The organism is Nonomuraea sp. IBHARD001, assembly GCF_056106265.1.
Window position 1 is genome coordinate 7,841,243 of sequence record NZ_JBWBBW010000002.1, and the last position, 12,529, is coordinate 7,853,771.

Below are 12,529 nucleotides of genomic sequence, written 5' to 3' on the forward strand. Positions count from 1 at the left end.
TATAGCACGCTGAGTGTGTGATTTTGGGGCTTCCGCAAAGAACGGGTACAGCCCGGGGCGGGGTACGGGCAAGCCGCACCTCGCCCCGGAACGATCTAAATGCGGGCGACTCCGTCAGCCCTCGCGGCCGCGGCGACGGCGGCGACGACAGCAGGCGCCACACGCTCGTCGAACGGGCTCGGGATGACGTAGTCGGCGGCCAGGTCGTCGCCGACGACGGCGGCGAGCGCGTCGGCCGCCGCGATCTTCATATTCTCGGTGATCGCGGTGGCCCTGACATCGAAGGCGCCTCGGAAGACGCCGGGGAAGGCCAGCACATTGTTGATCTGGTTGGGGAAGTCGGAGCGCCCTGTGGCCACGACCCTGGCGTACTTGGCCGCGATCGAGGGGTGCACCTCGGGAGTGGGGTTGGACAGCGCGAACACGATGGAGTCGGGGGCCATCGTGGCGATCGCCGCCTCGGAGACGGTGGAGCCTGACAGGCCGATGAAGACGTCGGCTCCGGCCAGCGCCTCCTCGGTCGAGCCCTTGAGCATGCCCCTGTTGGTCTCGCGGGCCAGCGCCTGCTTGACCGGGTTGAGGCCCTCGCGGCCCTCGTGGACCATGCCCTTGGAGTCGGAGACCGCGATGTCGCCGATTCCGGCGTTCATCAGGAAGCGGGTGACCGCGACCCCCGAGGCTCCGGCGCCCGCCACGACGGCCCGCAGGTCGCCGAGCGTGCGCCCGGTGAGCCTGGCGGCGTTGCGCAGCGCGGCGAGCACCACGATGGCGGTGCCGTGCTGGTCGTCGTGGAAGACGGGGATGTCGAGCATCTCCCGCAGCCGGTCCTCGACCTCGAAGCAGCGCGGGGCGCTGATGTCTTCCAGGTTGATGCCGCCGAAGGAGGGCGCCAGCCGCACGACGGTGTCGACGATCTCGTCGACGTCGGTGGTGGCGATGCAGATCGGGACGGAGTCGACCCCGCCGAACTGCTTGAACAGCAGCGACTTACCCTCCATGACGGGCATGGCCGCGGCGGGCCCGATGTCACCGAGGCCGAGGACGGCGGTGCCGTCCGAGACCACGGCCACGACATTGGAGACCCAGGTGTAGTCGTTGACGAGCTCGGGAGTTTCGGCGATCGCACTGCACACGCGGGCGACGCCCGGGGTGTAGGCGAGCGCCAGATCATCGGCGTTGCGGACGGGGACCGTTGAGCGGGTTTCCAGCTTGCCACCGCGATGCAGGGCGAAGGCCGGATCCAGGTCGAGGGATTCGAGTGAGACCGAGGTTGGCGTGACAGCCACAGAGACCCCTGTAGTTCAGACGGACGGAAGACAACCATCGACTGCCGTGCTACGAGAGGCCTGGCTTCGGTAGCCGCCAGGTTCCCCTCGCGAGCTTGGATGCCTCATGAGGGGGTACGGGGGTCACCCGTCGCTCGATTGTGCCACATGGTGAGACGTGCTCCATGGTCCAGGCTTACCCGCATTGCGGGCCGCGCGCAGCCGGTCCCGAACATCTCGGGGTACGAAATGTCCGCGACGTCGGTTCGGCCACCTGTGCACCCCCTACCGCGCGTTCTCCTGGCGCCCTCGCCGTCCCGGGCGTGTAATACTCGAAGGTCCGCATCGTCTCTTACAGGCCGCGATGGATCTCACCTCATACGCAGAGCTCGCCGTGCTCCTGGTCAACAGCACGGGCCAGCAGGACCTGCACGTCGCCCTGCCCCTGCTCGGGCCCGCCGACCTCGATCGGCTGCTGGCCCTGGGCGTGGAGCTCGCCTCGGTGTTCGCCGACGCGGACCGCGGCGACGAGCAGGCCGTGGTCGACCGGCTCAACGCCCTGCTGGTGCGTCATCCGGTGCATCCGCAGATCTCCGGGCACGACGGCGAGGCCTGGCACCTGCACCTGACCGAGACCGGCGGCAACGCCGAGGACTATGCCGCCAGGGCCGTCATGGGGCTGGCCAGCATCGTCACCGGGCTCGGGCCCGACCGGCTCGGCCTGTGCCAGGGCTCGCCCTGCCGCCGCGCCTTCCTCGACACCTCCTCCAACCGCTCGCGCCGCTACTGCTCCGAGCGGTGCGCCAGCCGGGCCAACGTCGCGGCCTACCGGGCCAGGCGCCGTCTGGCCGGAGGCCAGTAGCGCAGCACCACACGTCCGACGATCTCCTCGACCGGGCCGAAGTCCCAGCTGTCGCGCCTGCCCGGCGCACGCTGGTTGTCGCTCTCCAGCCACCAGCCGCCGTCCTCGTGCCAGGCGGCCCGCTTGACGATGAGCGTGCCCGCCTCGGGCAGCCTGGCCACGACCAGGTCGCCGGGCCGCACCCTGGCGCCTCGCCGTACCCAGAGGTGGTCGCCCGGGAGCAGGGCGGGGGTCATCGAATCGCCCTCGACACGTACCCTCACGGGCCGAACCCCCTCCGTCATCGGCGTTTGCACACGAGTAAGGTCGGCACTAGGACCTAGAACTGACATCCAAGCATCACGGAAGGAATCTCTGATGCTCGCACGACTGCTGCGACCCAGGCATGTCGCATCCGCTCACTGCGACCTGCCCTGCGGCGTCTACGACCCGGCTCAGGCGCGGATCGAGGCCGACTCGGTCAAGGCCATCATGGAGAAGTACGCCGCGAACGAGGACCCGGTCTTCCGCGCCCGTGCGCTGTCGATCAAGGAGGAGCGGGCCGAGCTGGTCAAGCACCACCTGTGGGTGCTGTGGACCGACTACTTCAAGCCGCCGCACCTGGAGACCTACCCGCAGCTGCACCAGCTGTTCTGGGACGCCACGAAGCTGGCGGGCGCCGCGGGGGCCAAGGGCACGGTCGACGTGGCCAAGGCCGACGACCTGCTCGCCAAGATCGATGAAATCTCCAAGATCTTCTGGGAGACCAAGGCCGCCTAAGGCCTGATCATGGCCCCGCGCCCTCCGGCTCAGCCCGGCGCGGGGCCATTTTCGTTGCTTGGCGAGTCTCAGTCGGCCAACAGTCGCTCTAGGGTTGTAAGTTGCAGTCAGCGTCATCTGCGTGCCGGACTCGCTAGGAGGATCGTGACCGAGGAAACCGAGACCCGTGCGGAGGGCATGGCGGGCATCCGTGACGTGGTGAGCGTCAGGCTGCCGGCCGCCAGTGCCTATCTGTCCGTGCTTCGTACGGCAACAGCGGGGCTCGCCGCACGGCTGGACTTCACCCTCGACGAGATCGAGGACCTGCGGATCGCCGTCGACGAGGCGTGCGCCATGCTGCTCAGCGCCGCCGTGCCCGGCACCGACCTGACGGCCGAGTTCGAGCTCACTGGCCAGGAGATGCAGGTCAGGGTGGAAGTCGCCACCGTTGGCAGTTCAGCTCCCAAACGTGATGACTTCGCCTGGATGGTGCTCACCGCACTGGCCGACGACGTCGACGCCGTGACCGACTCCCCCGACCGTATGGCGATCGTCCTGCGCAAGCGCCGAGGCGCGGCGAGGCCGGCGTGACGGAAAGGACTGGAGCCATGGCCGCCAGCGACAGCGGTGTGCCCGACAGGGTCCGCGCCCGCATGCTCTTCGCCGAGCTGGCCGAGCTGGCCCCCGACGAGCCGCGCCGCCAGCGCATCAGGGACGAGCTCGTCGAGCTGCACCTGCCGCTCGTCGAGTACCTCGCGCGCCGCTTCCGCAACCGCGGTGAGTGGCTGGACGACCTGACCCAGGTCGCCACCATCGGCCTGATCAAGTCGATCGACCGGTTCGACCTGGCCCGTGGCGTCGAGTTCTCCACCTATGCGACACCGACCATCGTCGGCGAGATCAAGCGCCACTTCCGCGACAAGGGGTGGGCGGTGCGCGTGCCGCGCCGCCTGCAGGAGCTGAAGCTGTCGCTGACCAAGGCGATAAGCGAGCTGTCGCAGCGTGAGGGCCGGGCGCCGACGGTGGCCGAGCTCGCCGCCTTCCTCAAGATGACCGAGGAAGAGGTGCTCGAGGGCCTGGAGTCGGCCAACGCCTACTCCACCGTCTCGCTCGACGCGCCCGACTCCGGCGACGACGACGCGCCCGCCGTGTCCGACTCGCTCGGCATCGTGGACGAGTCGCTGGAAGGGGTGGAGTATCGGGAGTCGCTCAAGCCCCTGCTGGAGCGGCTGCCGCCCAGGGAGAAGCGCATCCTGTTGCTGAGGTTCTTCGGCAACATGACCCAGTCGCAGATCGCCACCGAGCTCGGCATCTCCCAGATGCACGTCTCCAGGCTGCTGGCCCGCACGCTCGCGCAGCTGCGCGAGGGCCTGACCGCCGACGACTGATCCGGCCGACGACCGACCTCAGGCTCCCGCGCCGGTGGCGTCCTCTCCGTAGAGCGCCTGCGTCGTCGCGGGGGCCAGCAGGGTGACCAGCCCGGTCAGCGCCACCGCGAGCAGCGGGATGCCCAGGTCGAGCCGGTCGGACTCGAACAGGGTGTAGACGATGGGCAGGGCGAAGATCTGGGTGAGCACGCCCGGCGCCCGGCCCCAGCGCTCGGCCCGCAGCAGCCCGCCGTACGCGACCCAGATCAGGCCCGCGCCGACCAGCAGGCCGAATGCGCCCACCGCCGCCGCGACCGTGACCTCCTTGGCCTGGCCGGTCAGCAGGCCGATCGCCACATAGCCGCCGAGCCCCACCGCGACCACCCCTTCGAGGGCGACGACGACGGCGGCGAGCTTCAGGGTCAGAGGGCGTGTCACAAGGGCACACCCTACCTCGCCGTTTGACCGAATACGCTGGCGAGTATGCGTGCCATGCTCCTGGTCAACCCGAAGGCGACGACGACCAATCGCCGTACCCGAGACGTCATGATCAGGGCGCTCGGCGCCGCCGTCGACCTCACGGTCGAGGAGACCGGATACCGGGGTCACGCCGCCAAGCTGGCCGGCTCCGCCCGCGCGCGGGGCTTCGACATCGTGGCCGTGCTCGGCGGCGACGGCACGGTCAACGAGACGGCCAACGGCCTGCTGAACGCCGACGACCACGGCACGCGGGCCGACGACCGACCGGCGCTGCTGGTGATACCCGGAGGCAGCGCCAATGTCTTCGCCCGTGCGCTCGGCCTGCCCAACGACCCGGTCGAGGCGATGGGCGCGGTGCTGGAGGCGCTGGCCGCCGACCGCAGGAGAACCGTCGGCCTGGGCCAGGCCCTGTGGGAGGGCGAGAGCCGCTATTTCACCTTCTGCTCGGGCATGGGCTACGACGCCGAGGTGATCCGCGCGGTCGAGGGCCTGCGCGGCGCCGGACGCAAGGCGACTCCCGCCCGCTATGTGGCCACGGCGCTGAAGCACTACCTGGCGACCGACAAGCGCCAGGCGGCGATGACGCTGAGCGGGCCGGGCATCCCACCGGCGGGCCATCTGTTCATGGCGATCGTGTCCAACACCTCACCGTGGACGTACGTGGGCTCGCGGCCGGTTCATCCGACGCCGTGGGCGAGCTTCGAGACGGGCCTCGACCTGCTGGGCCTGACCCGGATCGGGCCGAGCACGATGATCCCGGTGATCAGTCAGATCCTGGAGCGGCGCGACACCCTGCCGAAGGGCAGGCGGCTGGTGCAACTGCACGACGAGGCGGAGTTCACCCTGACGGCCGCCCGGCCTGTCGCCTTTCAGCTGGATGGCGACTACCTGGGGGAACGTGAGTCGGTTACGTTCCGGTCTATCCCGAACGCGTTACAAGTTCTGGTCTAGGCGGTTACATTCGGTCATTGTGTGACGCATCCGACATCCATAACCGTCAAAACTTCCCACCAAACCCCTTGCGTGTGCTCAGGGTCGCTGACAATCTCAACATTGACGTCGGAACGTAGGACCTTTCACCCCTCGAAGGCCCCGACCGGCGCCGCAGCCCCGATCCGGATCCCCAACCAGGGTTCGGCTCAAGGTTCGCTCAAGTTAGTGAAAGTCTTCACAAAGCAGTTCCGACCGCACGCATTGCACACCGAGCCGCTGGCTCGCCGACGAAGGAGTGGACGCATGGACTGGCGCCACCGAGCTGCCTGCCGTGACGTGGACCCCGAGCTGTTCTTCCCGATCGGCAACACGGGCCCGGCCCTGATGCAGATCGAAGAGGCGAAGCAGGTCTGCCGTCAGTGCCCGGCGACCGAAGCCTGCCTGAAGTGGGCCCTCGAGTCCGGCCAGGACGCCGGCGTATGGGGTGGCCTCAGCGAGGACGAGCGTCGCGCTCTCAAGCGTCGCACCGCCCGCGCCCGCGCCCGCGCGAACGTCTGAACCCGCACTCCCCCCTCCCCGACCGCGGACCTCGCGCCCAGGGAAGGACACCGTCCACGATCACGCGTCTGCGTCGACCACGGAACACATCCGTGACCGGCGCAGGTGCTTGATCAGACAGAGGGTAGCGGAATCGAGAGAGTGACCTCGGTGCCGCCTCCCTCGCGCGGCTCGACGGCCAGCCGGCCCGACAGCTCGCCCACCACGAGGGTCTTGACGATCTGCAGCCCCAGGCTGGTGGAATTGTCCAGGTCGAAGCCCTCCGGCAGACCGCGCCCGTCGTCGGAGACGACCACCGTCAGCCGCTCGGGGCCGGGCACCACCCTGACCTGAAGCCGCTTGGGCCTGCCGTGCTGCAGGGCGTTCTGCAGCAGCTCGGTCAGCGTCATGGCCAGCGGCGTGGCGATGGCCGAAGGCAGCACGCCGAACGCGCCGACCCGGCGCGGCGTCACGCCCGCCTCCGGCGCCGACACCTCACCCGCCATCGCGATGACCCGGTCGGCGACGTCGTCGAAGTCGACGAACTCCTCCGGCGCCATCGACAGCGTCTCGTGCACGATCGCGATCGAGCCGACCCTGCGCACCGCCTCCTCCAGCGCCTCACGGCCCTCCGGCACCTGCAGCCTGCGCGCCTGCAGCCGCAGCAGGGCCGCGACCGTCTGCAGGTTGTTCTTCACGCGGTGGTGGATCTCGCGGATCGTGGCGTCCTTGGTCATCAGCTCGCGCTCGCGCCTGCGCAGCTCGGTCACATCCCTGATCAGGACGAGCGCCCCGATCCGGCCGCCGCCCACGATCAGCGGAATGGCCCTGAGCTGCACGATCGTGCCGCCGGACTCGACCTCGGTCTCCTTGGCCGCACGGCCGCTCGCCACGATCATCAGGTCTTCGTTGATCGGCTCGTCGGAGTAGCACAGCGTGGCCGTCACCCGGCCGAGCTCGGCGCCCACCAGGTCGGCGTTCAGGCCGAGCCTGCGGTAGGCCGACAGCGCGTTGGGCGAGGCGTAGGTGACCCTGCCCGCCCGGTCCAGGCGCAGCAGGCCGTCGCCCACGCGCGGCGACCTGACCAGGATCGGCTCGTCGCCCGAGAAGGGGAAGCGGCCTTCGGCCACCATCTGGGCCAGGTCGGAGGCGCTCTGCAGGTAGGTCAGCTCCAGGCGCGAGGGCGTGCGGGCCGACGACAGATTGGTCGAGCGCTGGATGACGCCGAGGAAGCGGCCTTCGCCGTCCGGCATGGCACGCCGTACCGGGATGGTCTCCTCGCGTACGGGGACGCCGCTGGACCAGTCGGGGTCGCCCTCGCGGCAGATGCGGCGCTCGTTCCAGGCCGTGTCGATGAGGGGGCGTTCGCCCTTGCTTGCCATCGTTCCGACGATGTCGTCGTGGTAGACGGTGGGGCCGGTCGTCGGGCGCATCTGGGAGACGGCGATCCAGCCGGTGCCGTCGACGCGCGGTGTCCACAGGATGAGATCGGCGAACGACAGGTCGGCCAGGAGCTGCCAGTCGGAGACCAGGGCGTGCAGCCAGTCCACATCGGCTTCGTCGAGCGCGGTGTGACGGTACGCGAGGTCGCTGAGTGTCGGCACGAGTGCATCATGCGTGGTTTTGGCCCTAACAACCAACTCGCCCCGCGCGAGCGCGGGTTTGGTTGAATGCGCTCATGGATCCGCTGGCAAGACTGCGTACGGCCGCCGCCGCCCGTACGGCCGCCGGGCTGCGGCGCACGCTGCGCCCGCGCACACCGGACGACGACGGGCTGGTGGACCTGGCCTCCAACGACTACCTGGGACTGGCACGCGACCCCAGGCTGATCCGCGCCGCAGCCGACGCCGCGCGCGTGTGGGGCACCGGTTCGACGGGCTCGCGGCTGGTCACCGGGTCCACCGCCCTGCACGATCGGCTGGAACGAGCGCTGGCCGATTTCTGCCGGGCCGAAAAGGCGCTCGTCTTCTCGTCCGGCTATCTGGCGAACCTGGCCGCCGTGGCCGCGCTCGGCGGCAGGGACACCCTCGTGGTGTCGGAGGCGGGCAACCACGCCTCGATCGTCGACGCGTGCAGGCTGTCGCGCTCGCGGGTGGTCCTCACGCCGCACAAGGACGTCGGGGCGGTGGAGAAGGCGCTGGCCGACAGGAGCGAGCCGCACGCGCTCGTGGTGACCGACGCGGTCTTCTCCGTCGACGGCGATCTCGCCCCCGTCGCCGCCCTGTCCGAGGCAGCCGAGCGGCAGGGCGCGCTGCTGGTCGTGGACGAGGCGCACGCGCTGGGCGTGGTCGGCGACCAGGGGCGCGGCGCCGTGTACGCAGAGCGGCTTTTCGGGGCATCTCACATTGTGAGAACCGTCACACTGTCCAAATCCCTCGGATCCCAGGGGGGTGCGGTGCTCGGCGCTCCGGAGGTGATCGACACATTGATCGACACAGGACGCTCGTTCATCTTCGACACAGGGCTGGCACCGGCCTCGGTGTCGGCCGCATTGACCGCTGTGGATATCCTTCACCATCAGCCCGAGCTGCCAGGACACGCGCGCGCCAGGGCGAGGGAGCTGGCCGCCATGGCCCGCGAGCTCGGCCTGGAGACGAGTGAGCCGGCGGGCGCGGTCGTGCCTGTGGTGCTCGGCGCCCCCGAGATCGCACTGCGGGCCGCCGCCACGTGTGCGGAGCTGGGGGTTCGCGTCGGCTGCTTCCGGCCGCCCTCGGTTCGGGAAGGCCGCTCTTGCCTGCGGTTGACCGCTCGGGCCAATCTGAGTTCGGATGATCTCGCGGTGATCAGACACGCCCTCACCGCCGTGGCGAGAGTGAAGGTGAGCGCGTGACCGAGGACGTTCCCCGCGTACCCAAGTACTACGACGTCAAACGCAACCTGCTGGAGCTCACCAAGAGCCTGCAGCCGGGCAGCTCGCTGCCGCCCGAGCGCACGCTCGCCGTACGGTTCGAGACCTCCCGCACCACCGTGCGCCAGGCGTTGACCGAGCTCGTCGTCGAAGGGCGGCTGCTGCGCATCCAGGGCAAGGGCACCTTCGTGGCCCAGCCGAAGGTCGCACAGGTGCTGCAGCTGACCTCCTACATCGGCGACCTGCGCACCGCGGGCCTTGAGCCGGACACCAAGATCCTCGACATGAGCTACATCACCGCCGACGAGGCGCTGGCCAGGCGGCTGGCCATCAATCCCGGCGGCCGGGTGCTGCGCATCCACCGGCTCAGGCTGGCCAACGGCGAGCCGGTCTCCATCGACACCACCCACCTGTCGGCCAGGCGCTTCCCCAGGCTCAGGCGCGAGCTGGAGGTGCACGCCTCGCTGTACGAGACGCTGCACAACGCCTACAACGTCAGGCTGACCGACGCCGAGGAGATCATCGAGACCGTGCTCGCCACGCCCTACGACGCCCAGGCGCTCGGGGTCGACGTCGGCCTGCCGATGCTGCTGCTCACCCGGCACGCCTTCGACGCCGACGGCAATCCGGTGGAGTGGGCGCAGTCGTTGTACCGGGGCGACCGCTACAAGTTCGTCACGAGGCTGCGCCGCCCATAGGCTGCGGAAGATGAGCATTCTCGTCGTCAGCGGCACCGACACAGGGGTGGGCAAGACCGTCGTCACCGCGGCCGTGGCCGCACTGGCCAGGCGGCGCGGCGCCTCCGTCGCGGTGGTCAAACCGGGCCAGACGGGCGTACTGCCCGGCGAGGCGGGCGACGTCGACGATGTGATCAGGCTGTCCGGCGTGCCCACCACGTTCGAGCTGGCCCGCTTCCCCGACCCGCTCTCGCCCGCCGCCGCCGCGCGGGTCTCGGGCCGGGCGCCGGTGTCGCTGGCCGAGAGCGCCGTGCGCGTGCTGGAGCTGGCGCGCACGCATCGGCTGGTCGTGGTCGAGGGCGCGGGCGGCCTGCTGGTGCGCTACGACGAGGACGGCATGACGATCGCCGACCTGGCCAGGTTGGTCTCGGCGCAGGTCCTCGTGGTCACCAGGGCAGCGCTCGGCACGCTCAACCACACCGCGCTCACCCTTGAGGCGCTGGCCCATCGCGGGCTGCACCTGGCCGGGCTGGTCATCGGCTCCTGGCCGGACGAGCCCGGTCTGGCCGAGCGCTGCAATGTGGCCGACCTGGAGATGCTGGCCGCCAGGCCGCTCGCGGGCGCGTTCCCCGAGGGCGTGGGCGCGCTCGGGATCGAGGAGTTCGCCGCCGCCGCCCACTCCGGCCTGGCCCCTTCGCTGGGCGGCGGGTTCGATCCTGCGGCCTTCAGGCAGGCCCTTAAGCTGTCCTGATCCGGTGAGTCGGCCTGACGTCAGGAGAGTGGTCTTCCTTGAGCGGCGACATCCTTCAGATCGCGCGTGCCCAGGTGCTGGACGAAGGCAGGGGGCTGAGCGCCGAGCAGGCGCTGGCCTGCCTGAGCCTGCCGGACGAGCGGGTGGGCGACCTGCTGGCCCTCGCGCACGAGGTGCGGATGAAGTGGTGCGGCCCGGAGGTCGAGGTCGAGGGCATCGTCTCGATCAAGACAGGCGGCTGCCCCGAGGACTGTCACTTCTGCTCGCAGTCCGGCCAGTTCACCTCACCCGTGCGCGCGGCCTGGCTGGACATCCCCTCGCTGGTCGAGGCGGCCAGGCAGACGGCCGCGACGGGCGCGACGGAGTTCTGCATCGTGGCCGCCGTCAGGGGGCCGGACCAGCGGCTGATGGACCAGGTGCGCGAGGGCGTCAAGGCGATCAGGGAGGCCGTCGAGATCAATGTCGCCTGTTCGCTCGGCATGCTGACCCAGGCGCAGGTCGACGAGTTGGCCGAGATGGGCGTGCACCGCTACAACCACAACCTGGAGACCGCGCGCTCGCACTTCGGCGCGGTCGTCACCACGCACTCCTGGCAGGAGCGGTGGGACACCTGTCTCATGGTGCGCGAGGCCGGGATGGAGCTGTGCTGCGGCGGCATCGTCGGCATGGGCGAGACGCTGGAGCAACGGGCCGAGTTCGCCGCGCAGCTCGGCGAGCTGGCCCCGGACGAGGTGCCGCTCAACTTCCTCAACCCGCGTCCCGGCACGCCGTTCGAACAGTTCCCGCTGCTCGAAGGGTCCGAGGCGCTCAAGACCATCGCGACCTTCCGGCTGGCGCTCCCCCGCACGATCCTGAGGTACGCGGGCGGGCGTGAGCTGACGCTCGGCGATCTCGGCACGCGTGACGGCATGCTCGGCGGCATCAACGCCATCATCGTCGGCAACTACCTGACGACGCTCGGCCGTACGCCCGCGCAGGACCTGGAGCTGCTCAGCGACCTGAAGATGCCGATCAAGGCGTTGTCACAGACTCTGTAGATTTTTCCGGACATCGGGGTCGGGGCGGCGCATGATTCAACTATGGCAAAGGCAATCGAACAGCCCGTTCCCGGGATAACCGTCGGGCACGCCCTGCTCGCCAGGGCCAAAGGCGTCGCCCAGCCGGTCGACAAGATCGTGCACGACGGCGACACCCTCAACATCGCGGCCGACGGCAACTTCGGGGTGCGCCTGCTCGGCGTCGACGCCCCCGAGGTCAGCTTCGAGCTGCCCCGCAACCCCGCACTGCCCGACCAGCCGAAAGGCTTCGTCAAGATCGAGAACCCGGCCTGGACGGCCTTCCTGACCGACCCGTTCGCCGCGGGCTACCCCGAACTCGTCCTGCGCTCGGCTCTGCACGCCGACCTGCTGGCCAGGCTCGGCCCGAACGCGGCGCCCAACCACGCCGCCCACTCCGTGCCCTCGACCCAGGCGCTCAGGGACATGGTCAGCGGCGACATCGCCGAACAGGGCCTCACGCCGGACACCTTCAAGATCCGTCTCGCCTTCGCGCACGAGATCCTGGACAGGTACGGCAGGCTGCTGTGCTACGTCAACCGCGAGCAGAAGCTGCCCCCGAGGCCCGACGCCTACAACGAGCGCCTGCTCGCCGCCGGGCATGTCGTGCCGTACTTCATCTGGCCCAATGTCGACCCGTTCGTCCGCCAGGAGGGCCGGGTCGCCGACCACGTCCCCGCGCCGGGCACGGCCAGGACGCTGGCAGAGAAGGGCGCGCTCGGCCGGGCCAGGCGCAACGTCGGCCAGGCGAGGACGGCCGGGCTCGGCCTGTGGAACCACGCGGACCCGCTGGCCGTACAGCCGTTCGAGCTGCGGTTCCTGGCCCAGCGCCGGGCACCTGACCGCTATGTGCTCGACCTGTCCGACAGTGGGCGCGAACTGCTGCACCCGCAGAGCTACTTCCGGATCTCCCGTCCCGAGGACCGCCTCTACATCAACGCCGAGCACGCCCCGCTTTGGCATGAGAAGGGATGGTCGGTTCCGCCGCTGTAGCCGGGGCAGGCGGCATAAGAGGA

15 protein-coding genes are annotated in these 12,529 nt (G+C 69.8%); 11 read left to right on the forward strand and 4 right to left on the reverse strand.

Annotation, left to right across the window (positions count from 1 at the left end; genetic code table 11):
- Positions 1-95: 95 nt before the first annotated feature.
- Entirely contained in the window at positions 96-1,286 is a 1,191-nt protein-coding gene (locus tag ACTWNK_RS37210; protein WP_474309604.1) for an NAD(P)-dependent malic enzyme, read from the reverse strand.
- 157 nt (positions 1,287-1,443) lie between these two features.
- Here ACTWNK_RS37210 and ACTWNK_RS37215 point away from each other — a divergent pair, with 157 nt between their 5' ends.
- Positions 1,444-2,127: a CGNR zinc finger domain-containing protein gene (locus ACTWNK_RS37215; RefSeq protein WP_474309605.1), complete on the forward strand. Its 684-nt coding sequence runs from the start codon at positions 1,444-1,446 to the stop codon at positions 2,125-2,127.
- Here ACTWNK_RS37215 and ACTWNK_RS37220 read toward each other — a convergent pair.
- Entirely contained in the window at positions 2,091-2,390 is a 300-nt protein-coding gene (locus tag ACTWNK_RS37220) for a S24 family peptidase (RefSeq protein WP_474309606.1), read from the reverse strand. The genes ACTWNK_RS37215 and ACTWNK_RS37220 overlap by 37 nt on opposite strands.
- 94 nt (positions 2,391-2,484) lie before the next feature.
- On the opposite strand from ACTWNK_RS37220, the gene sodN reads away from it, so the two are divergent.
- The 3 genes from sodN (at position 2,485) to ACTWNK_RS37235 (ending at position 4,253) form a co-directional block, all read left to right on the forward strand.
- Positions 2,485-2,886 (forward strand): superoxide dismutase, Ni, encoded by a 402-nt coding sequence (sodN, locus tag ACTWNK_RS37225; protein ID WP_474309607.1) that lies wholly within the window; start codon positions 2,485-2,487, stop codon positions 2,884-2,886.
- A 144-nt stretch (positions 2,887-3,030) separates the two neighbouring features.
- Complete coding sequence (locus ACTWNK_RS37230) at positions 3,031-3,456, forward strand: ATP-binding protein (protein WP_474309608.1); 426 nt, start codon at positions 3,031-3,033, stop codon at positions 3,454-3,456.
- A 17-nt stretch (positions 3,457-3,473) separates the two neighbouring features.
- Positions 3,474-4,253: an RNA polymerase sigma factor SigF gene (locus ACTWNK_RS37235; protein WP_474309609.1), complete on the forward strand. Its 780-nt coding sequence runs from the start codon at positions 3,474-3,476 to the stop codon at positions 4,251-4,253.
- Between the two features lie 18 nt (positions 4,254-4,271).
- On the opposite strand, the gene ACTWNK_RS37240 is transcribed toward ACTWNK_RS37235, so the two are convergent.
- On the reverse strand, positions 4,272-4,670 hold the full coding sequence (locus tag ACTWNK_RS37240) for a hypothetical protein (protein ID WP_474309610.1): 399 nt from the start codon (positions 4,668-4,670) through the stop codon (positions 4,272-4,274).
- A 45-nt stretch (positions 4,671-4,715) separates the two neighbouring features.
- Here ACTWNK_RS37240 and ACTWNK_RS37245 point away from each other — a divergent pair, with 45 nt between their 5' ends.
- Entirely contained in the window at positions 4,716-5,663 is a 948-nt protein-coding gene (locus ACTWNK_RS37245; RefSeq protein ID WP_474309611.1) for a diacylglycerol/lipid kinase family protein, read from the forward strand.
- 285 nt (positions 5,664-5,948) lie between these two features.
- Positions 5,949-6,203 carry a WhiB family transcriptional regulator gene (locus ACTWNK_RS37250; RefSeq protein ID WP_358061859.1) on the forward strand — a complete coding sequence of 85 codons (255 nt, stop codon included), beginning with the start codon at positions 5,949-5,951 and terminating at the stop codon, positions 6,201-6,203.
- 113 nt (positions 6,204-6,316) lie between these two features.
- Here the strand turns inward: ACTWNK_RS37250 and ACTWNK_RS37255 are convergent, their stop codons facing one another.
- Positions 6,317-7,786, reverse strand: coding sequence for a sensor histidine kinase (locus ACTWNK_RS37255; RefSeq protein WP_474309612.1), 1,470 nt, complete (start codon positions 7,784-7,786; stop codon positions 6,317-6,319).
- Positions 7,787-7,860: 74 nt separating this feature from the next.
- Here ACTWNK_RS37255 and ACTWNK_RS37260 point away from each other — a divergent pair, with 74 nt between their 5' ends.
- The 5 genes from ACTWNK_RS37260 to ACTWNK_RS37280 are packed head-to-tail and all read left to right on the forward strand — an operon-like array spanning position 7,861 to position 12,506.
- Positions 7,861-9,012 carry an 8-amino-7-oxononanoate synthase gene (locus tag ACTWNK_RS37260; protein WP_474309613.1) on the forward strand — a complete coding sequence of 384 codons (1,152 nt, stop codon included), beginning with the start codon at positions 7,861-7,863 and terminating at the stop codon, positions 9,010-9,012.
- A complete protein-coding gene (locus ACTWNK_RS37265; RefSeq protein WP_474309614.1) occupies positions 9,009-9,728 on the forward strand; it encodes a GntR family transcriptional regulator in 720 nt (239 codons plus the stop codon). The genes ACTWNK_RS37260 and ACTWNK_RS37265 overlap by 4 nt, the downstream gene beginning before the upstream one ends.
- Positions 9,729-9,738: 10 nt before the next feature.
- Positions 9,739-10,458, forward strand: a complete 720-nt coding sequence (gene bioD, locus ACTWNK_RS37270; RefSeq protein ID WP_474309615.1) for a dethiobiotin synthase — start codon at positions 9,739-9,741, stop codon at positions 10,456-10,458.
- Between the two features lie 38 nt (positions 10,459-10,496).
- A complete protein-coding gene (bioB, locus tag ACTWNK_RS37275; RefSeq protein WP_474309616.1) occupies positions 10,497-11,495 on the forward strand; it encodes a biotin synthase BioB in 999 nt (332 codons plus the stop codon).
- A gap of 42 nt (positions 11,496-11,537) precedes the next feature.
- Positions 11,538-12,506: a thermonuclease family protein gene (locus ACTWNK_RS37280; protein ID WP_474309617.1), complete on the forward strand. Its 969-nt coding sequence runs from the start codon at positions 11,538-11,540 to the stop codon at positions 12,504-12,506.
- Positions 12,507-12,529: the final 23 nt, after the last annotated feature.